At 33.0% G+C, this 18,196-nt stretch carries 22 protein-coding genes; 17 read left to right on the top strand and 5 right to left on the bottom strand.

Going from position 1 to position 18,196, the window contains the following annotated elements:
* Positions 1-78 precede the first annotated feature (78 nt).
* Entirely contained in the window at positions 79-825 is a 747-nt protein-coding gene (locus tag ACRPLY_RS05445; protein WP_154972753.1) for a uridine phosphorylase, read from the bottom strand.
* A 285-nt stretch (positions 826-1,110) separates the two neighbouring features.
* On the opposite strand from ACRPLY_RS05445, the gene ACRPLY_RS05440 reads away from it, so the two are divergent.
* From ACRPLY_RS05440 to ACRPLY_RS05430, 3 genes are all read left to right on the top strand, one after another.
* Positions 1,111-1,683 carry a GNAT family N-acetyltransferase gene (locus ACRPLY_RS05440; protein WP_099330794.1) on the top strand — a complete coding sequence of 191 codons (573 nt, stop codon included), beginning with the start codon at positions 1,111-1,113 and terminating at the stop codon, positions 1,681-1,683.
* Positions 1,684-1,744: 61 nt separating this feature from the next.
* Positions 1,745-2,194 (top strand): GNAT family N-acetyltransferase, encoded by a 450-nt coding sequence (locus ACRPLY_RS05435; protein WP_325078006.1) that lies wholly within the window; start codon positions 1,745-1,747, stop codon positions 2,192-2,194.
* Between the two features lie 148 nt (positions 2,195-2,342).
* On the top strand, positions 2,343-3,107 hold the full coding sequence (locus ACRPLY_RS05430; protein WP_325078005.1) for a class I SAM-dependent methyltransferase: 765 nt from the start codon (positions 2,343-2,345) through the stop codon (positions 3,105-3,107).
* 86 nt (positions 3,108-3,193) lie between these two features.
* On the opposite strand, the gene ACRPLY_RS05425 is transcribed toward ACRPLY_RS05430, so the two are convergent.
* A complete protein-coding gene (locus ACRPLY_RS05425; RefSeq protein ID WP_325078004.1) occupies positions 3,194-3,841 on the bottom strand; it encodes a YczE/YyaS/YitT family protein in 648 nt (215 codons plus the stop codon).
* 113 nt (positions 3,842-3,954) lie between these two features.
* Here ACRPLY_RS05425 and ACRPLY_RS05420 point away from each other — a divergent pair, with 113 nt between their 5' ends.
* The gene (locus ACRPLY_RS05420) at positions 3,955-4,407 is read left to right on the top strand and encodes a MarR family winged helix-turn-helix transcriptional regulator (RefSeq protein ID WP_013056339.1); all 453 of its coding nucleotides are present in this window, start codon (positions 3,955-3,957) and stop codon (positions 4,405-4,407) included.
* Between the two features lie 19 nt (positions 4,408-4,426).
* Complete coding sequence (locus ACRPLY_RS05415) at positions 4,427-4,954, top strand: GNAT family N-acetyltransferase (RefSeq protein ID WP_099000014.1); 528 nt, start codon at positions 4,427-4,429, stop codon at positions 4,952-4,954.
* A 295-nt stretch (positions 4,955-5,249) separates the two neighbouring features.
* Here ACRPLY_RS05415 and ACRPLY_RS05410 read toward each other — a convergent pair whose 3' ends face one another.
* Positions 5,250-5,831 carry a metalloregulator ArsR/SmtB family transcription factor gene (locus ACRPLY_RS05410; protein WP_028413907.1) on the bottom strand — a complete coding sequence of 194 codons (582 nt, stop codon included), beginning with the start codon at positions 5,829-5,831 and terminating at the stop codon, positions 5,250-5,252.
* 317 nt (positions 5,832-6,148) lie between these two features.
* On the opposite strand from ACRPLY_RS05410, the gene ACRPLY_RS05405 reads away from it, so the two are divergent.
* On the top strand, positions 6,149-6,817 hold the full coding sequence (locus ACRPLY_RS05405) for a type 1 glutamine amidotransferase domain-containing protein (RefSeq protein WP_028413906.1): 669 nt from the start codon (positions 6,149-6,151) through the stop codon (positions 6,815-6,817).
* Between the two features lie 121 nt (positions 6,818-6,938).
* Here ACRPLY_RS05405 and ACRPLY_RS05400 read toward each other — a convergent pair whose 3' ends face one another.
* Positions 6,939-7,133, bottom strand: coding sequence for a hypothetical protein (locus ACRPLY_RS05400; protein ID WP_013056341.1), 195 nt, complete (start codon positions 7,131-7,133; stop codon positions 6,939-6,941).
* 236 nt (positions 7,134-7,369) lie between these two features.
* Between ACRPLY_RS05400 and ACRPLY_RS05395 the strand changes: the two genes are divergently transcribed.
* From ACRPLY_RS05395 to ACRPLY_RS05385, 3 genes are read left to right on the top strand one after another with little or no spacing between them, the layout of a single operon-like run.
* The gene (locus ACRPLY_RS05395) at positions 7,370-7,834 is read left to right on the top strand and encodes a hypothetical protein (protein ID WP_099000012.1); all 465 of its coding nucleotides are present in this window, start codon (positions 7,370-7,372) and stop codon (positions 7,832-7,834) included.
* Positions 7,835-7,879: 45 nt separating this feature from the next.
* Positions 7,880-8,239: a hypothetical protein gene (locus ACRPLY_RS05390; RefSeq protein WP_228307656.1), complete on the top strand. Its 360-nt coding sequence runs from the start codon at positions 7,880-7,882 to the stop codon at positions 8,237-8,239.
* The gene (locus ACRPLY_RS05385) at positions 8,208-8,462 is read left to right on the top strand and encodes a DUF6980 family protein (RefSeq protein ID WP_411736798.1); all 255 of its coding nucleotides are present in this window, start codon (positions 8,208-8,210) and stop codon (positions 8,460-8,462) included. The genes ACRPLY_RS05390 and ACRPLY_RS05385 overlap by 32 nt, the downstream gene beginning before the upstream one ends.
* A gap of 92 nt (positions 8,463-8,554) precedes the next feature.
* On the opposite strand, the gene ACRPLY_RS05380 is transcribed toward ACRPLY_RS05385, so the two are convergent.
* Positions 8,555-8,947 (bottom strand): bleomycin resistance protein, encoded by a 393-nt coding sequence (locus tag ACRPLY_RS05380; protein ID WP_028413902.1) that lies wholly within the window; start codon positions 8,945-8,947, stop codon positions 8,555-8,557.
* A 197-nt stretch (positions 8,948-9,144) separates the two neighbouring features.
* Here ACRPLY_RS05380 and ACRPLY_RS05375 point away from each other — a divergent pair, with 197 nt between their 5' ends.
* The 8 genes from ACRPLY_RS05375 to ACRPLY_RS05340 all read left to right on the top strand — a co-directional run bounded on the left by ACRPLY_RS05375 (position 9,145) and on the right by ACRPLY_RS05340 (position 17,962).
* The gene (locus ACRPLY_RS05375; protein ID WP_028413901.1) at positions 9,145-9,333 is read left to right on the top strand and encodes a hypothetical protein; all 189 of its coding nucleotides are present in this window, start codon (positions 9,145-9,147) and stop codon (positions 9,331-9,333) included.
* A gap of 391 nt (positions 9,334-9,724) precedes the next feature.
* Positions 9,725-10,249 (top strand): hypothetical protein, encoded by a 525-nt coding sequence (locus ACRPLY_RS05370; RefSeq protein ID WP_028413900.1) that lies wholly within the window; start codon positions 9,725-9,727, stop codon positions 10,247-10,249.
* An 82-nt stretch (positions 10,250-10,331) separates the two neighbouring features.
* Entirely contained in the window at positions 10,332-10,631 is a 300-nt protein-coding gene (locus ACRPLY_RS05365) for a hypothetical protein (protein WP_325078003.1), read from the top strand.
* Between the two features lie 717 nt (positions 10,632-11,348).
* Positions 11,349-11,564 (top strand): DUF6366 family protein, encoded by a 216-nt coding sequence (locus ACRPLY_RS05360; RefSeq protein WP_028413898.1) that lies wholly within the window; start codon positions 11,349-11,351, stop codon positions 11,562-11,564.
* A gap of 392 nt (positions 11,565-11,956) precedes the next feature.
* A complete protein-coding gene (locus ACRPLY_RS05355; RefSeq protein ID WP_028413897.1) occupies positions 11,957-12,628 on the top strand; it encodes an HAD hydrolase-like protein in 672 nt (223 codons plus the stop codon).
* A gap of 780 nt (positions 12,629-13,408) precedes the next feature.
* A complete protein-coding gene (locus tag ACRPLY_RS05350; RefSeq protein WP_432231643.1) occupies positions 13,409-15,922 on the top strand; it encodes a PEP/pyruvate-binding domain-containing protein in 2,514 nt (837 codons plus the stop codon).
* 101 nt (positions 15,923-16,023) lie between these two features.
* Complete coding sequence (locus ACRPLY_RS05345) at positions 16,024-16,599, top strand: TetR/AcrR family transcriptional regulator (RefSeq protein WP_261765756.1); 576 nt, start codon at positions 16,024-16,026, stop codon at positions 16,597-16,599.
* 16 nt (positions 16,600-16,615) lie between these two features.
* Positions 16,616-17,962 carry an MFS transporter gene (locus tag ACRPLY_RS05340; protein ID WP_154989175.1) on the top strand — a complete coding sequence of 449 codons (1,347 nt, stop codon included), beginning with the start codon at positions 16,616-16,618 and terminating at the stop codon, positions 17,960-17,962.
* Positions 17,963-18,196: the final 234 nt, after the last annotated feature.

Below are 18,196 nucleotides of genomic sequence, written 5' to 3'. Positions count from 1 at the left end.
TAGTATAACTGAGCATTCTACTCCAAATAGATTTTACTCATATCAGTAATACAAAAATTTTTATAAGACAGCACGCTATTAGAATTTACTACTTAAATAAAGAGCCACATCGCGAATGGCTTTATCAGTTTCACTTTCTATTAACTCTCTGTCCTTTGTATAGGAATAAAGAGTATCACCGTGAAGAAGGTGGTCTGATAAATTTAATAAGCCCACGGCCCGCTTGTTGAATTTATGAGCAATAGCTAAAGTGGTAGCTGTTTCCATATCCACGCCGAGAAAATCTGCAAGTGACCATTCTTTTACCATATTATGCGTCTCCATAAGCATGGCACCCATACTGACCACATGTCCTTTAATATAGCTGTAGCCTTTTTGTTCACAATATCTGCAGGCGGCTTCCACTAGCTCTTTGTCAGCTTCTACAAGCGTTTGGTCTGGTAAATACCAGTGCGATACGCCGTCTTGCATTTGTGCTGCAGATACAATTAAGATATCTCCATATTGTATAGTCGAAGATAAGCCTCCAAAATATCCCGTTTGAATAAATAGGTCGGTTCCGCTGGCGGCAAATTGATGTACGATGTTTGATGCCATTGGACTGCCGTACACATTCGCAAACCCTATATTTCTGTTTTTGAACTTACCTACCACCGTGTTCCATTTAGGCATATGAACATTGGTAGATAAAATCTCTTTCCATAAGCTTAGATTATCTTGGAATCCCCACTCACCATGAATAATAAATGCATTAGGCAGCTCTTTTTCTGATAGCTTTAATACGTTTAGCCAATCTTCTTTTTCAAAATCCCCGTACAGTTTCATATCGTTCTCCTTACTTTTTACATTTAGACTAGTTGGAGAAGAATTCTTCATTTCTATCTTTTATTCCTTTAATTTTTAAAACGAACAAATACAAAATAAATGACGGTTCTGATTTAGAAATGAAGAATTGCGTGCTTTTTTGCTTGTTTTTCGACAAATATTTATGACTAAAAAAGGAATTCACTAATAATAAAAGAACTTTTTTACTAAACGTTATTTAAATTAGATAAAGCTGTGAGAAAAGATCCGTCCAGTTAATGAATGGATAAGAGGAGGGAATTACAGGTGTCACATCATTTTCCCATAATTAAAACAAAAAGACTTGTACTAAGGGAAATTGTAGCAGAAGACGCAAGCAATATTTTAAAATACCTATCCGATAAAGAAGTAATGAAGCACTACGGTTTAGAGCCTTTTACAGCGGTTGAAGATGCTTTAAATGAGATTTCATGGTATAAATCAATCTTAAACAAAGAATCTGGAATAAGATGGGGCATTACTCTTAAAGAACAAGACGACATTATTGGCAGCTGCGGGTTTCTTAATCGAGTTCATGACCATTACCGTACGGAAATTGGTTATGAATTAGCCAGAGACTACTGGGGAAATGGAATTGCTAATGAGGCATTGGGCGCGGTCATAAAATATGGGTTTACACATTTTAATTTGCGGAGAATCGAAGCTTTGATAGAGCCTGCTAATGCTGCTTCACAAAAATTAATAAAAAAACACGGTTTTATAAAAGAAGGCTTATTAAGAAGCTATGAATTTACGTGTGGGAAATTTGACGATTTGTATATATATTCTTTATTAAAACAAGATTTTGACAGACTTCAACTACATGCAGGGAATATCTAGACATCGTTATTACGTTATTAAAAATACGTATAGCACGATGAAAGATAAGGGAGGAGAATATATGGCCCACCTTAATGTTGATATTGTTCACTATCATCCTCAATTTGCTGAGGCAACGGTAAAAATGTGGAGAGATAGTAAAGAAAAAGCGATTGGACAAAAGGAAATGCACAGATTTGACCGTCATGTTTATTTTTTAAATCATATATTGTCAGCACACTATAAAGTTGAATTAGCGTTAATAGATGAACAAATAGTAGGAATGGTTGCTTATAAGGCTGACGAAATTAGCCAGCTGTACGTTGATGTAAATTATCAAAGAGGAGGAATTGGACAGCTTTTACTCGAAAGAGCCAAGACAGAATCAAATGGAAAATTAATATTACGTACATTTGAACGAAATAAAAACGCCCAAAGGTTTTACGAGAAACACGGCTTCAGTATTATAAAAAGAGGATGTGAAAACGAAGAGAAACTACCCGATATTACATATGAATGGACAAACAAATGAATCATACGTAATTTTAATAAAGGAGCGGTTAGTGTGAATACGTTAGCACATGAAACATAACAACGCTGCCTGTATGTTCGTGGCCCGCCTTTTACTAGTTTAGGATAGATGATTAATGCTGACTGATTATTAAAAGGAGGATTTTAACATGGTAACGGACAAACATTTTTTAAAGGCTGTAAACAATACAAATGTTGATTTTACTGGATGGGATTTTTCTATTATTACTCGTACTGGTCGTATGGATAGTGATATGCTTTCGTGGTCATATGGAAGTGAAGCTTTTCGCCTTATTCAAAACTCTAATGCTGCTTTAGATATGGGAACAGGAGGAGGAGAGTTTTTATCTTTGTTACAACCTTTTCCTCGCGTTATGTATGCTACCGAAGGATACAAACCTAACGTTCCAATCGCTAAAAAACGGTTAGAGCCATTTGGTGTCACAGTTGTTGAACGAACTGAAAACGAGAATCTACCGTTTAAAGATGGTACATTTGATTTAATTTTGAACCAGCACGAAGCTTTTTGTGCTTCTGAAGTGAGAAGGATTTTGTCTAAGGGAGGCACGTTTTTCACTCAGCAAGTGGGAGGGTTAGACTGTTCACGAATCAATGAATGTATAGGGGTTCCAATAAATAAAGAGTTTTGTAATTGGAATTTAAAGAAAGCAATAGAAGAGCTTAGACAAAGTTCTTTTAACATCATCTTTTGCAAGGAAGAGTTTCCTGTGCAGAGATTTTATGATATTGGGGCGCTAGTTTTTTATCTAAATGCAATTCCTTGGCAAGTTCCTAATTTTGATATAGAAACACATATCGGCGGATTGTATAATATCCATCAAATTATACAGTCTCAAGGTTTTTTTGACGTAAAACAGCATCGTTTTATTATTAAAGCTGAGGCAAAAAAATAGAGCAATCACACACAGGAGGCAGATCTCTAACTGGAGATCCGCTTTTTGTGTGTGAATGATGATTTTACATAAACGTTCTATTTCAGTTATGTAATGGAGCGTTTATGATCTTTAGTATGATTTTGTGATATACGAGAGTTTGTTAAAATGCAGTCTAATGCTCTTTTAGTAATAGGCATAAAAAAGTTAAGCAGCACGCCGCCTAAACACACGGTTAATAACGTTCCAACACCAATTGGTCCGTTTAAAAATATTGCGGCTAGTAAGAATGTGAGGTAAATAAATGTTCTTGAAAGAAATAAATTTGTTTTAGTTAGTTTTTGTATGATTAAAGTTAAGCGGTCAATTGGAATGGGTGCAAAATTTGTATGTAAATAGGCTGAGGTGCCTACACCTATAATGATTAAACCGATTCCAAAACAACATACTTTGCTGTACCAACTTTCGAACGTAATCCAATTCTTTAAGAAAAAAAGCCATATATCGATACCAAGACCTGTTATGAATGCCGTTAACAGTCCCAGTATTTCTGGCTTTTGTTTGCTTAAAAGAGAATTACCACAAATTAAAATACAGGCAAGTATAATCTCCCAGCTTCCAACGCTAAAACCTACGTTTAGTGACAGTCCAACCAACAGTGCATCAAAAGGTGAAGCTCCTAGGTTAGATTGTATCGTCAAAGCAATTCCAAGAGTTAATAGTAAAATTCCTCCTGCATAAACAACATACTTCACTGTCATCATCCTTTTTGTTATTTTTTATTGCAAATGCAACTATTTTGAGATACATTAAATGTAGATTATTTTTATTGTATTTGCAACAAAAATATGTATAAAGGAGATATTTTATGAGTGAAATTCTGCGTGAAATTGGCATGATAGCAAGAGCATTGGATTCAATTAGTAATATAGAATTTAAAGAATATGACCTGACAAAAGGGCAGTATTTGTATTTGGTGCGAATATGTGAAAATCCAGGAATCATTCAGGAAAAGTTAGCTGAAATGATAAAAGTAGATCGCACAACAGCGGCTCGGGCTATAAAAAAGCTTGAAATGAATGGTTTTATTGAAAAGAAAGATGATCTCCATAATAAAAAAAATAAAAACCTTTTTCCTACTGAAAAAGGGAAGAACGTATACCCGTTTATAAAAAGAGAAAATGATTATTCGGATAAAGTGGCATTAGAAGGTTTTACCCAGGAAGAAGCAGATACCATTCTTAAACTAGTTCAAAGAGTAAGAAAAAATATCGAAACAGACTGGGAGTTTGTCAAAAAAGGAAACAAGAGAAATTATTGATGATATAAAGGAGAGGGGCATGTCAGTGATGATGCATATAAAAAAGTGTATTCTTGAAGATGTATATGATCTTCAAGACGTTAGCTATAAAACGTTTTATGAGACATTTAAAGATCAGAATTCACAAGAAAATATGACAGCTTATTTAGAAAAAGCATTTACAGTCGAACAGCTAGAAAAAGAACTATCCAATACGTCTTCGCAATTCTTTTTTATGTATGTTAATCATGAAATTGCAGGTTATTTAAAGGTTAATATGAATGACGCTCAGTCTGAAGAGATGGGGGAAGAAGCGCTTGAAATTGAAAGAATTTATATAGGTAACAGCTTTCAAAAACAAGGACTTGGTAAACATTTATTTAATAAAGCAGTAGAGATAGCAACGACATTTAATAAAAAGAAAATTTGGTTAGGGGTATGGGAAAAAAATAAAAATGCGATTGCTTTTTACAAGAAACAGGGATTTGTTCAAATTGGATCTCACTCATTTTATATGGGAGACGAAGAACAAATAGATCTCATCATGGTTAAAACACTTTTTTTATAGTTTTAAAAAATAAGGATTATTCACTAATTTAACTGGTAGAGGATAATCCTTATTGCATACAGAGACTTTATGCTTTTCTTCAAAGCAGATGCTTTTAGGGGAAGCAGTAAGCAAACTAATATGGTTGCTGTGCCAACACATAGGAGAATAAAATTAATGTCACATGCTTACCAAAATGTTGGCTTCTTTCATTTTGGAAATTACATTTTTACTTTAATTCTATTTGAAACAACACAAACTAATTAGACATATATCGAATTAGAAGGCTTGAAAAATGAACGTTTTTACGTCCACTTTAATAAATAACGGGCCACATCTCTTTCGGATTTAACTCGTATTCTCCATTTTGCCTATACATAAAATGCTGCATAATTAACTCTCTGCGAATCGTTGCATAATCTTCATGATATTTTTTAATATGTTCATTTAATTCTTTTTCTGGATACGTTTTTCCGTGCTGTAAATCACGTATTAAATAGGCTAATATTACGTTCTTTTTCTTTCTTTGACTTGGAATAATTTTTAAAGTACCGTCACTATTTATAAAGTTTTTAACAATAGATAATTTGTCTTTATCCTGTAAATGGTTGTCTTGATTTTCCATCGAATCCTCTCCAATACTTAAAATAGCCTTCGAGTTATATTCAAGTCTTTCAAGGTCTAGATAAAAATAAATAATGTTTCCTTGTCTTCTTTGATAAACAATTCCTACATCTCTTAGCTTTGAAATATGATGAGTAATAGTTGAAGGTTGCAACCCCAGCTTATAAGCAATTGCTTGCCCGTGAAGAGGCCCTTTTTTTAATAGTGAAATAATTCTAATCCTGGTAGGATCACCAACGGCTTTATGATAATTAACCAACTTATCTAATTGCATAGCTTAATACCTTCTCCCTCTAATTCGATAGACATCTAATTTGATATTAATCGAATTGGATGTATATGTCAAAAAAATATTTAAAGTGAAGACTTGTCACACTGCATATAAAAAATCGGCTCCGTCTAATCTTTAAAGTGTAAAAAAAATCCTGCTTCTCTATATAATTCAACTATTATTTTCACCTGTTCTTTTTATTAGTAAGAAAAAGTTACCATGTTTTCATCAAATAATACCGGGGAACATATTCAAAGAGATAAATGAATTATTAATGATACATGTATGTAAATAATAAATGAAAAAGGAATGAGTAAATCATGGCAGGAAATTCAAAAGTTTTAATGGTTGTTACAAATGGACATACGATGGAAAATGGAGAGCTTGCTGGAATTTGGCTTACAGAATTCTCTGAAGCATATTTAGAATTTAAAAAAGAAGGATACGAAGTAGTCGTAGCAAGTCCAAAAGGCGGAAAATCACCTGTGGATCCTAACAGCTTAACAGATGATGTAACGGACGAAGACAAAGAAGCAGGAAAACTTTTAGAGAATACAAAATCATTAGCTGAAGTAAGTTCACAAGAATTTGCAGGTATGTTTGTACCTGGAGGGCACGGAACAATGTTTGACTTTCCAGACGATACGCACTTACATCGTTTGCTAACAGAATTTGCTGAAGACGACAAGCTAATTGCAGCGGTATGCCACGGACCGGCAGCTCTTGTAGGCGGAAAGCTTAAAAATGGTGAGCCGATTGTAAAAGGAAAACGTATTACAGCGTTTACTGATTCAGAAGAGAAAGATACAACGTTAGATAAATACATGCCGTTTCTTCTTGAAACAAAGCTTCGTGAGCTAGGCGCCGAGTTTATTGCAAAAGATAATTGGAGCGATCATATTGAAGTAGACGGAAAGCTTTTAACAGGACAAAATCCGCAGTCTACAATCAGCCTAGCAAAAGAATTTGTGCGTGCTTTAAACGCGTAAAAGTATGTATAACCTTAATGGGGATGTCTCATGAGTGTTTGAGACATCCCCATTTCTTTAGGGTGAAATAAAATGAGAATTAAGGAAAACAAAAAGGGCGGCTATCTAAATAGCTGCCCTTTTATTTATTAGAAGATTTATTTCTGAAAATGTATGTAGTAATTCCTGTCACAATGATAACAGCCACAATACAAATGATCAGACGAACAATCTGTGTCACAAAAATATTATCTGCAATACTCATGTGTTTCGTTAGAATTAACGTTCCATAAGCAGCTAAAACAGATAAAAACATATTGACGATTCGTTGAGCCATGTTGTCGTTACTCCTTTCATTCCACTACTTTACACTTTAACATATGTATTCACTGTAAAAAATATCGAATTACAAGTATGTCAGAAAATCAGCACTCTCGTAAAAGATTCCACACGTAAGGAAGTAGCTGATATCATATTAGTTATGACGACTAAACGCAGTTCAGAGAAGGAAATGAGCTTTCTTTTGTGGAATTTAACATGCTTATATTCTTTTTTTAGATAGGTGGGAAAAGCTTGTTTGATAAATTGAAAAAGCTATTTATGGATAAACAGGATCAGGAAACAAATGACAAATACATTTTAGTCCCTGAGAGTGAAATAAATGAGACTTTAAAAAGAGAGATAGTGAAGTTGGAAGAAGTAGGAGAGGCATACAGCAAAAGTCTTCAGCACAAATATAGAAATAAATTTGAACATGATGGTAAGCAGAACTTAAAAATATGGGTGTGTCGAGATATTGATGGCGACCAACTGCCAAATCTAAGTTCGGAGCAGTGTTTAGAAAAAGAATATCGTTCCCAAGTGGCAATAAACTTTGATGGGTTTACAGATGAAGAAGATGCATCCGTTTATTACATCCAGTTGTGGTATTACTTTGGTGGGTATTTTAAAGGGTCAGGCACTTTGTACGATTTGTCAAAAAATTATTTAGAAGCTGATATTGAAGAGAAGATAGAAGAAATACTGAAACAGCTATAACCTTTTAGCATAGAGATTATGTGTTAGCACACAGGGGGAAGGAAGATGAGGGGTCGTCCAGAGTTAGAAATAGAAAGGGAAAAAGTTTATAAAACGAAAAAAAATCCTAACGGAACATTTATAGCGCGAATTATTCAAGTGCCTAAGGAAGAAAATATGTTAGATTTCATGTTGGAAATCAAACACTTAAGGAAAAAGGAACTTACTTATAAAAATCTATTAGTAACGACTGAAAACTGGTATGATTCTTTTCGTCTTGCTAGAGGAGATCTGAAATGGGTATCTTTGCATACAGTAGCTGTGTGGGACTGGTTGGGACATAAATTAGTTGAGGTAGCAGCCCCAACCGGTAAGGAAAATTATCGTATTTCAGATGACCACTGCTCAGCTTACCGAGAAAAGTAATAATGACGATATAGTAAGGAGAAAACGAATGAAAAAGCATTGCTGCGATTATATGAATTATCATGTGAACTTTACGTGTGATATTCATAGTGATCCATTTGAGTGTCCAGATAATCTTATCTTATTTGACAAAATGAACAAGGAATACGGTTTAATTATCCATGATGGTGGCTCATCCACTATTGGGATTTCATTTTGTCCATGGTGTGGTGCGGAGCTATGAACTAAGAAATGAAGAGGTATCTTTTGCTTAAGAGATCCTCTTCACTCTTGGAATAAGTGATAAAGTCATAAACATAAATTAAAAGAGTTTTATTATTGCATTGAATAAGCCTGAGAAAACCTTAGCAAGTAGCCATCTGGGTCTTGAACTATAAATTCTTTCTGAGTAAAGCCACTATAGTTATTTATCATAGTGTCTCTAAAAAGTGAAATATTATGGTTCTTTAAGTTTTGTAAAATAGCCTCTATATTTTCTACTTCAATTTGAAAATTAATCCCTCGACCATATGGGTATTCAAGTTCACCCGTTTCCCAATGACCATTATATTGCTCAATCATCATTTGTGCTCCGTTTAGTGAAATAAATGCAAATTGATCTTCTGGACGTTCGTATGTAAGCTCAAATCCGAGTATCTCTAAATAAAATTTTTTTGATTTGTGAATATCTTTTACGGAGAGTTCTGGTATTAACTTATTGAATTTCATGGGATTGCTCCTTTTATTTACAGGGTTGCTGTTTGTTTTAATAATACCGTATAGATGTAACCTGTACACGCCTTCTTCTTTGTTATGTAGAAGTCAAGCCAGAATTTCTTTTACGTTGCCAAAGAGTTTATACGATATTCGTAACAGTTTAAAGCCACAGTATTATAGGTGTAAAATACCGAAATGGGGGATTATACTTGATCTTACGTTATCTAGCTATGTTATCAGGATTGGGAATAGCTTTATTAAACCTTTTTGACCCTTTACATCAAGGGATTACGCGCTGGTTAATGGTTATCTGTGGCTTGTTGATTTTTATTAGCCATTTAAAATTCATCGTAGATAAGAAGTTAAAAAGAATAGATAATCAAAATAAGACCTACTAATAAGAGTTTCTTTTGACTTAGTACTATTGATAAACGGTGTTATGTAAACGAAAAACTTACTGAATATGTAGTAAAGAAATAAACGAGAGAATTATATGTTATAATAACCATAAATATCCAAATAAAGGAACTTTTTGTTATTATGAATCGTAAATTTAATTCTCTATTTATCAGCTATCCTATCGTTTTCTTTGTAGTGCGTACTGTTTTTTCTTTTGTGAAAAATAGCGCTGGAGAATCCGTTTATGAGACATTAGCTATACTTGCCATGTATTACTTTGCAGTTAGTGTTTTCTATTCGATTGACTTATATAGGCAAAAGAAAAATAGTTAATAGATTAAAAAATGCTGAGAGTCAGAGTAAAAACAAACGATACAAAGGAGTCTAACAGTGCGCATTAAGAATTATTTTTTGTTCGTCTTTCCACTCATTTTACTATTAGTAGCTAGCTGTGATCCATCTTCTACACCTAAAGAAAAATACTATTCAAGCACCAAAAGCACAAACCTTGAATCAGAAAACGTTCAATTAGTATCAATAGGCAGTTCTAAATACGAGGTAGCAAGTTGTTTGAAGAAGAAACCAAAATTTATAGAGATTACTGAGCAGCCTCCGTATACTACCTACATTTACGGAAAAAGTACAGAAAAGTATGATGTTGAATTTAAAATTGTAGATAATCAAGTCAGCAGATATGACTTGATTAGTAACAAGTATGCTACAGAGAAAGGAATACATACTGGTGACAGCAAACAAAGTGTCGTTAGGGCATATGGTAAAAATTATTACGAAAGAGAAGATACCGGAGCAACAATAATAGGGTATTTTGATAAAACTCATAAACTCAATATTGAGTTTTCTTTAGATGATAAGGACAAAGTTGGAGGGGTTTTGGTTCAAAAATTAAATAATTAAGATGAGTAATAATCATTTATTTGCAAAATGAAATATATTGACTAGTAAATTTCAAATAATAGTAATAGAGGAGAATATGCTGATGCTTGAGGAAACATTTACATTATTAAGGCCTATTTATTACCTGATCGCAGTTTTTTCAGTATGCAATTTGGTGTATATAATTTTCTTGAGAAATAAAGTCAAAGCAAGTAGTTATGTAATCGTCAATTCTTTTTTCTTTTTAATAATTGCAGCAGCCTTATTGTTTCAAGAAGGCATCATTGTAGATGAATTTAATCGTTCAGGTGATTCTGTAACCTTTTATTTAACGATGTTATTGGGCTTTTTGTTTATAGCTAGTTTCATTTTTCAAAGAAAGAAAATGAGAGATAAAAATTGAAGTAAATAAATATAATCATGTTTGCTGTAACTTTCAATATTTGCTCTTTTATGTAAATTGAGTGTTAGGGCGACCAATCTACAACAAATAAAGGGAAAGGATTTTTCTATTGAGCAACTTTATTAAAGTAGTACCGTCAACTTTTATACTTTTCTACATAGTATTCTTCTTTTTAAATATTTCGTATCGTTACGGTGTTTCTTATTTATATAGCTTTTTTCTTTTTTTGTTTTTGTCGTTAATATCTGTAGTTTTATGTTTAGTAATATGGTTTAAGAATAAGGAACGTCTTTTTCTATTTTTAACCGTCGTTTCAATCCTCCAACTTATGTTTACTGTTTTTATTTATCTTTTACCAGAAGCAGGAACCAAACCATTGATCTATGAAAAAGCAATTATAAAAGAAGAGGTTTTAAATAAATAAGCTTACACAAAAAAACTTCAAGAATGTGTATCTAGTATAAGGCTATTAAAGAGATCCCCTTAAATAAAGAGGATCTCTTTGATGTAGGTGTTTGTAATAGTAATTATATTAACTAGAGCTGTATACTTTTTCATTAAAAAGTGTTGTTTCATACTTATTAAAAAAGAAATGTGTACAGTTAGTTGAGGAAAAGAGATCTGTCACTATAAGGTTTCTTTCTTTGTTTCTAAAAAACCATTAATTTATATTTTAACCATAATATGTTATAATTTTTTAAAAATGGTGGTGTGACAATGAGCGAAGATAAAGAAACACCTGAAAGAAGAAGAGAGAGATTAAAACACGAAGAGGTAAAAAGAAATCCAGCTGGGAATATGCACGATGCATTTAATAGAAATGAAGCTGGAAACTTATCTGGTTTAGCAGGCAGCTTAGGATGGAAGGGTCTTGGTGTACTTATTACTGTAATGATTATAGGTTTTATCGTTGCGTCACTATTTTTAAAATAATATCAGGTTTATAAATTAAGAGTACTGGAGGCGCTTTTTTGAAAAACTATACAGTGTTTATTGGTAGTTTTATATTGTTGCTATTTGCTTTTCAAATTGTTTCTCGTCTATTTCTTACACTTACATATGTACCTGAGACTTCACAGCACTTGAGTAGCTCAACGGTCAGTATTTTTTCTGTTAATTATCCATTTTTAAGTTCGATTATAGCGGCCACTTTTTCATTTATTATTTCAAACAAAGTATGTAAAGTTAAGAAGAGTACCTATAAATAAGTAGGTGCTCTTTTTGTGCTGAGAACAGTGATTACTATTTTTAATAAATTACATATTCCTTTTTATGGTATTGTATATAGATACGTATTAAATACTGTTGAAAGAGGGAGATACTTAATGTTGCAATCACTAATCTTTGATATGGATGGAACGCTGTTTCAAACAGATAAAATTTTAGAATTATCACTTGATGATACCTTTAACCATTTGCGTACACTCAACCAGTGGAATACTAGTACTCCTGTTGATAAGTATCGTGAAATCATGGGTGTACCGTTACCCAAAGTATGGGAAGCTTTATTACCTACTCATTCAGGTGAAATAAGAAAGTATACGAATGACTATTTTTTGAAAAGCTTAGTTGAGAATATAAAAAAAGGCAAAGGCGCTTTATATCCTAATGTAAAAGAGGTCTTTAGCTATCTAAAAGAAAATAATTGCTCCATTTACATAGCAAGTAACGGTTTGAAGGAATATTTAGAAGCGATTGTAGACCATTACGATTTGGATAAGTGGGTAACAGAAACATTTAGTATTCAACAAATCCAAACGCTCGATAAAGGAGATTTAGTCAAAACGATTATAAAGAAATACGATGTAAAGCACGCAGCAGTAGTGGGAGACCGTCTATCGGATATCAATGCTGCAAGGGATAATGGTTTAATGGCAGTGGGGTGCAATTTTGATTTTGCTCAAGAAGCTGAGCTTGCACAGGCTGATGTGGTAATAGATGATTTAATGGAGTTAAAAAGGATTGTATCCAACATAAATAGTAGCTTGTCAGTTTAATAGACTGATCCTCGTACATAACCATTATAGATGGGTAATGTCTCAATTTTATTAAGAAAATAAATTTTTTATATGCATGTAAAAGGATAGGTCTTTAAAGGGCTATCCTTTTCGTTTACCTTACAGTATTGGAATCCACTTGATTTTTTAAATCTTCACTGCAGTTTCTGCTCCGTCAATGAACTCACACATATATAGACCTAAATCTACTGAAGTTGAAACATAAGTAATGAGCGGTTCCCCTGTAATTTAAAATGTTTACATAATCTTTTCTTGTCATTAATAAATGGTTTACAATACTGAGCTATGCTTAGGTTAAGATTTCCAAAATAGTTTTATAAGAAGGGAGAGTTTGGATTATGACTTCACATATGATTCGTAAATCTGATAGCGCTCACTTATATATTAGAGGATATAAGGTAAAATTGTCACTCAGCCAGTGGAAGCTTGTAAGCACTCAGAGATAATGGTTAACCCAACTGTAAAAGAGGAAAACCTCCATCTTAATTTAGATGGGGTTTTTTGCATTTCTTTTAGTAACTTTTTAATTGATTAACTATTTAGACTTTATAATAAAAAAGACTAATAAAAGTTAAAAAATGTAATAAAAAAGAGGAATATTATTTAAGTGAAATTAAAATAAAGCACAACTAAATATGCATTTTTTAAATATTTTACCATTTTTTATTGACCATAAAAATTTAAAAGAATTAAAATAAATATAAAGTAAGTAATTACTTACATTTTTAAAATTAGTTTGTGGGAGGATGAATATTTTTAATGTATAGCTTAAGTTTTCAAAAGGTGGACGAGGCGAATGAACGAGTTGGAGCAAAAGCTTTAAACCTTATAAAAATGAAAAGAAAAAATTTACCGATTCCAGATGGGTTTGTTATTCAAACGGAAGCTTTAAAGCGATATATCGAATGGAACGGGATTGATCGTCAAACGGATAATATACACGAGAGAATTTTACACGGGGAAATTCCTATTGAAATTGAATCAGATCTCATAGAGGCATTTCGGAACCTAAAGTGCTCTTATACATCGGTAGCTGTTCGTTCATCATCTAGTGCTGAAGATTTAGAAGGTGCATCTTTTGCTGGCCAGTATGAAACCTATCTTAATGTGAAAAGTACCGAGGATTTTTTGAGTAAAGTGAAAGCGTGCTGGGCCTCATTTTTTACTGAAAGAGTCGAACAATATACTCAAAATATGTATGCTGATTTTGATGAAGTTTCAATGGCAGTTGTTGTTCAAGGGTTAATTCAGTCCGAAGTATCGGGAGTGATATTCAGTCAAAATCCTGTCACTCATAATACAAAAGAAATGATGATTAATGCCAGCTATGGATTAGGAGAAGCCATTGTATCGGGCTTAGTAACACCTGATGTTTACCTAGTTAATAAACAAACTTTTAAAATAGAGAAAGAAAAAGGGCTAAAGGAAGTAAAGATAATTCCACTTGCTGAAGGCGTTGAAGAAATCGAAACAACGGAAGATGAGCAGCAAAGGTTTTGTTTAACAGACGAGAAAATCATTGAATTGGCCGAAATAACAAAAGAAGTAGAAGCTCTTTACCAACATCCCGTAGACATAGAGTTTGGGGTTCAAGACAATCAAGTATATCTATTACAGGCAAGAGCTATTACTACATTAACAGAGGCCAAAGAATTAACTCCTTTCCAAAAAGATATATCTTTAAGTTTCGACGATATGGAAGAGTTTTGGATTTTAAATGACACAAGTTTTTCTCATGCTGTTAGTCCTTTGTACGCTTCATTTATTATTCCGGCATTTTCTGAAGGAACAGCTGCTAGTTTTAAAAAATTAAAGTTTATGTTTAATAGACTTAATTTAAAACTTTATAAAGGTCATATCTATACAAAAATGGAGCCTTTTAAAGGAGATTCTAATAAAAGATTCCAAGAAAATAAAGAATTGATGGAAAGTATTTATCCAATCCTAACAAAACGGATGAATCAAATGATTACGGAACAATTCTTGCCTTACTATAACAAATTAAATAGTTTTACCTATGAAAGTCTAACCCTTCAGAGAGGAAAAGAGATTCTTCAAAGTTTAGCTGATTTTTATAAAGTGGCATATGATCTGCACTTTGATATTGTTATGCCTCAAATGTCTTTAAATACTATAGTTGAAGAGTACTATAAAAACCTTACAAATAAAAAATCCGGACATGATGTTTATGAGCTATTGACCGGAAAAATGAACAAATCGTTGGAAACGGATCAACAGCTTTCTAGACTTGCTTTAACAGTGAAAAGAGATAGTGAACTTACTGAAATCTTTCAAGAAGAATGCACAGAAACTTTATTAAAGAAATTAGAGGGAAATAAAGCAGCAAAAAGATTTATGGCTGAAGTAGATACTTTTCTAAAACAGTATGGATATCGAAACGTTGTAAGTCACGATTTTGTAGGAGAAACTTGGCTAGAGAATCCTCTTCACGCATTATCAATTATTCAAGGGTATGTTAATGACAATTACAACTTTGATGAGAATTTCAAACAGACGGTCAAGAAACGTGAACAGAACTATAATGAATTTCTGGAACAGATAGCGGATAGCAAACACAAAGAAGAATTTAAAAAATATTATCAGTGGGCATTAGATGCGTCCGTTATAAGAGATGATCATCATTTTTATATTGATGCAATGTTGGATGCAAAAGCTCGTTTATTCCTACTTAAGCTAGGTAATTTACTAGTTAATCATCATGTTTTTCTAGTGAAAGAAGATATTTTCTTCTTATATCTTGATGAACTAGAGTCTCTTTTAGAAAATCCAGTAGACATGACCCAATTAATTAAGAAACGTAAAGAAGAACATGTAGAACATGAGCAAACGTCTAATTTACCTAGATACTTCGGAGTCCCTGAAGCAGCTCAGCTGAAAGAAGCTGAGAAATATATGGGAGCTATTGAGGAAGATGACGCGAACAGCGAACATTCTATTAAAGGGTTAGCATCTTCTTCAGGCATCTATACCGGAAAAGTAAAAGTTATTTCAAACACAAAGGAATTTTACAAGTTAGAAAAAGGGGACGTTTTAGTATGTAAGACCACTACTCCACTTTGGACTACTTTATTTCAAACTGCGGGGGCTGTTATCACCGACGCTGGAGGTATTCTTTCTCATTCAGCAATAATTGCACGTGAATATGAAATTCCTGCAGTAGTTGGTACGAAAATAAGTACGGATAAGCTAAAAGATGGCGATATGGTTATGGTCGATGGTACGAATGGAATTGTGACGCTTTTAAATGAATAAATAATTCTCTTCGCTTCCATTTGACAACAGCTCTTTTTCCTTTATATACTGCCTAATGGAAAGTAAATACTTACATTCAGGAAGCATAAAGGATGATCAATATGAAAAAAGATGAAACAAAAAAGAAGATCACAAAAGCTACAATAGAGCTGCTTAAAGAAAAAGGCTATAAAGGTACTACCACTAGAGAAATTGCAGAACAAGCTGGCGTTAATGAATTGACGGTTTTTCGCCACTTTGGCAATAAAGAAGGCATTATTCAAGCTATTGTCAAAACAACAAGCTTTTCGCTTGAAATTTTTGATAAATCAATTGAATGGGAGCTTGAAAAAGATTTGACGAATTTCGGTTACCTGTTACTAAAAGACTTTGATAATAACCGAGACATGATTTCAATTGCTTTAAAAGACCCTTTAATTTTCTCACAAGCGCACGAAGAAATTATAAAAAAAATTAATGATACGAAAGAAATATTAAAAGAATACTTTGAAGAAATGCAAAAGAAAGGATATATCAAAGCATTAGATTGCTGCACACAAGCAGAGATTTTTCTAAGTACGTATTGGGGATATTTTATGTATAAACTAAATTTCGGAGACAAAGCCTTACATGCAGATTATCAAGATATGATAAAAAACAGTATAAACACGTTTATAAAAGGAATTTCTCTCCACTAAAAGGAGGCAATAATGTTTGGGTAAACATAAAGAGCTTATCTTGATTATTTCATTACTAATTGGGACATTTCTTGTACCAATTAATTCAACCATGATTGCTGTTGCTCTATCAACCATATCAGCTCATTTTAATGAACCACTTGCAAATATTTCGTGGGTAGTGACTATTTATTTAATTGTAATGGCTGTTACTCAGCCTATCGCTGGAAAGCTAGGAGATCTATATGGAAACAGAAATATCTATTTATGGGGCGTGGTGTTCTTTCTAATAGCATCTTTAGGCTGTATATTTTCAACTAATCTCATTTCCCTTATTATCTTTCGATCACTGCAGGCAGTAGGAGGAGCTTTACTTACTCCAAACACTATAGCAATCATTAGATATGTGGTACCAAAAGAACGTCTTCCTAAAGTTTTGGGTATATTTGGAATGGGGATGGGTTTGGGTGCTGCAATCGGACCATTATTAGGATCTATACTGCTTGAAAACTTCAACTTGGAAGCTATATTCTGGGTGAACGTTCCTTTTCTTTTCTTAGCTTTGATCAGCGGAATAGTTATGATTCCTAAATTTAATGTTAAAAAGCAAACAAGCACTTTAGATATTCAAGGGTCCATTTATTTAGCAATTAGCATTTCTTTATTGATCTTGTTGACACACGGTATGGAATTTACTAAGGCTTTAATAATGGGAATAATATTTATTCTATCTACAATCTTGTTTATCAAAAGAGAAAATACGGCAGAAAACCCGATTATCGATTTTTCTTTATTCAAAAATTCCACCTTTACAAGCGCTAATTTATCTATCATGCTTAGCAATTTTGTTATGTATGTAATTTTATTAATTATGCCGCTGTTAATGAAGGCACAATTTCACTTATCTACAGCGCAAACTGGTATTGTTTTATCGGTTTTTTCGATTTCAATGTCTTTAAGCGGCTGGATAGGAGGATTATTAAACAATAAGTTTAGTTCTAAAAAAGTGATTGGATTTTCTTTTGCTATGATCATTTTCTCCAATATTCTTTTTCTATCCTTAGAGAACGTTGGATCTATTCTTTTTCTTATAGCGGCTTTAATTATTGGAGGTTTTTCTACGGGAGTAGGTTTAACAAGCATGCAGGTTTCCTCGCTTGATTCCGTAAGTAAAGAGCAATCTGGTACAGCCTCTGGCATATACTCGACGTTTCGCTATTTCGGGAGTATTATTTCGTCCACGCTTATCGCTCTTGTTACAAGCTATAACTACATCTTTATTATTTTAGGGATATCAGGGGTAGTAGGTTTACTAGTAGCTAGGAGCATTAAATCTGGCAGCCAAGACATGATAAGCAGCAATAATTCTAGTGCAAAAGCATAGTCGTTTTTTTATAAATTTTATAAAGCTGTTGGTTATATATACGATTTACTAATTAATCTATAAAGATAAGTAATGCTTCTGAAATAGGAGCATTACTTATTTTTTGACTAAATTTCTGTGAATTGCTTTTTTTAATGGTAATATTTAGCTAAAGGGATATGCAGATAAAAAGTTCAATCACGATGGGAGAAGGGTTAATCTTACTTGTCATTACAAGTATATTTATAGTAGCAC

Source organism: Priestia sp. TGN 0903 (assembly GCF_050846855.1).
GTDB classification, from domain to species: domain Bacteria; phylum Bacillota; class Bacilli; order Bacillales; family Bacillaceae_H; genus Priestia; species Priestia zanthoxyli.
The sequence above is the reverse complement of the archived record's forward strand: the minus strand, read 5'-3'. Positions and strand labels throughout refer to the sequence as shown.

Coding starts and splice junctions, on each gene's coding strand:
- ACRPLY_RS05420 (WP_013056339.1), top strand. CDS start 3,955: ATGAGTGAAATTCTGCGTGAAATTGGCATGATAGCAAGAGCATTGGAT.
- ACRPLY_RS05350 (WP_432231643.1), top strand. CDS start 13,409: ATGTATAGCTTAAGTTTTCAAAAGGTGGACGAGGCGAATGAACGAGTT.
- ACRPLY_RS05400 (WP_013056341.1), bottom strand. CDS start 7,133: ATGGCTCAACGAATCGTCAATATGTTTTTATCTGTTTTAGCTGCTTAT.
- ACRPLY_RS05415 (WP_099000014.1), top strand. CDS start 4,427: ATGTCAGTGATGATGCATATAAAAAAGTGTATTCTTGAAGATGTATAT.
- ACRPLY_RS05345 (WP_261765756.1), top strand. CDS start 16,024: ATGAAAAAAGATGAAACAAAAAAGAAGATCACAAAAGCTACAATAGAG.
- ACRPLY_RS05365 (WP_325078003.1), top strand. CDS start 10,332: ATGCTTGAGGAAACATTTACATTATTAAGGCCTATTTATTACCTGATC.
- ACRPLY_RS05435 (WP_325078006.1), top strand. CDS start 1,745: ATGGCCCACCTTAATGTTGATATTGTTCACTATCATCCTCAATTTGCT.
- ACRPLY_RS05390 (WP_228307656.1), top strand. CDS start 7,880: ATGAGGGGTCGTCCAGAGTTAGAAATAGAAAGGGAAAAAGTTTATAAA.
- ACRPLY_RS05385 (WP_411736798.1), top strand. CDS start 8,208: ATGACCACTGCTCAGCTTACCGAGAAAAGTAATAATGACGATATAGTA.
- ACRPLY_RS05360 (WP_028413898.1), top strand. CDS start 11,349: ATGAGCGAAGATAAAGAAACACCTGAAAGAAGAAGAGAGAGATTAAAA.
- ACRPLY_RS05410 (WP_028413907.1), bottom strand. CDS start 5,831: ATGCAATTAGATAAGTTGGTTAATTATCATAAAGCCGTTGGTGATCCT.
- ACRPLY_RS05405 (WP_028413906.1), top strand. CDS start 6,149: ATGGCAGGAAATTCAAAAGTTTTAATGGTTGTTACAAATGGACATACG.
- ACRPLY_RS05380 (WP_028413902.1), bottom strand. CDS start 8,947: ATGAAATTCAATAAGTTAATACCAGAACTCTCCGTAAAAGATATTCAC.
- ACRPLY_RS05355 (WP_028413897.1), top strand. CDS start 11,957: ATGTTGCAATCACTAATCTTTGATATGGATGGAACGCTGTTTCAAACA.
- ACRPLY_RS05430 (WP_325078005.1), top strand. CDS start 2,343: ATGGTAACGGACAAACATTTTTTAAAGGCTGTAAACAATACAAATGTT.
- ACRPLY_RS05445 (WP_154972753.1), bottom strand. CDS start 825: ATGAAACTGTACGGGGATTTTGAAAAAGAAGATTGGCTAAACGTATTA.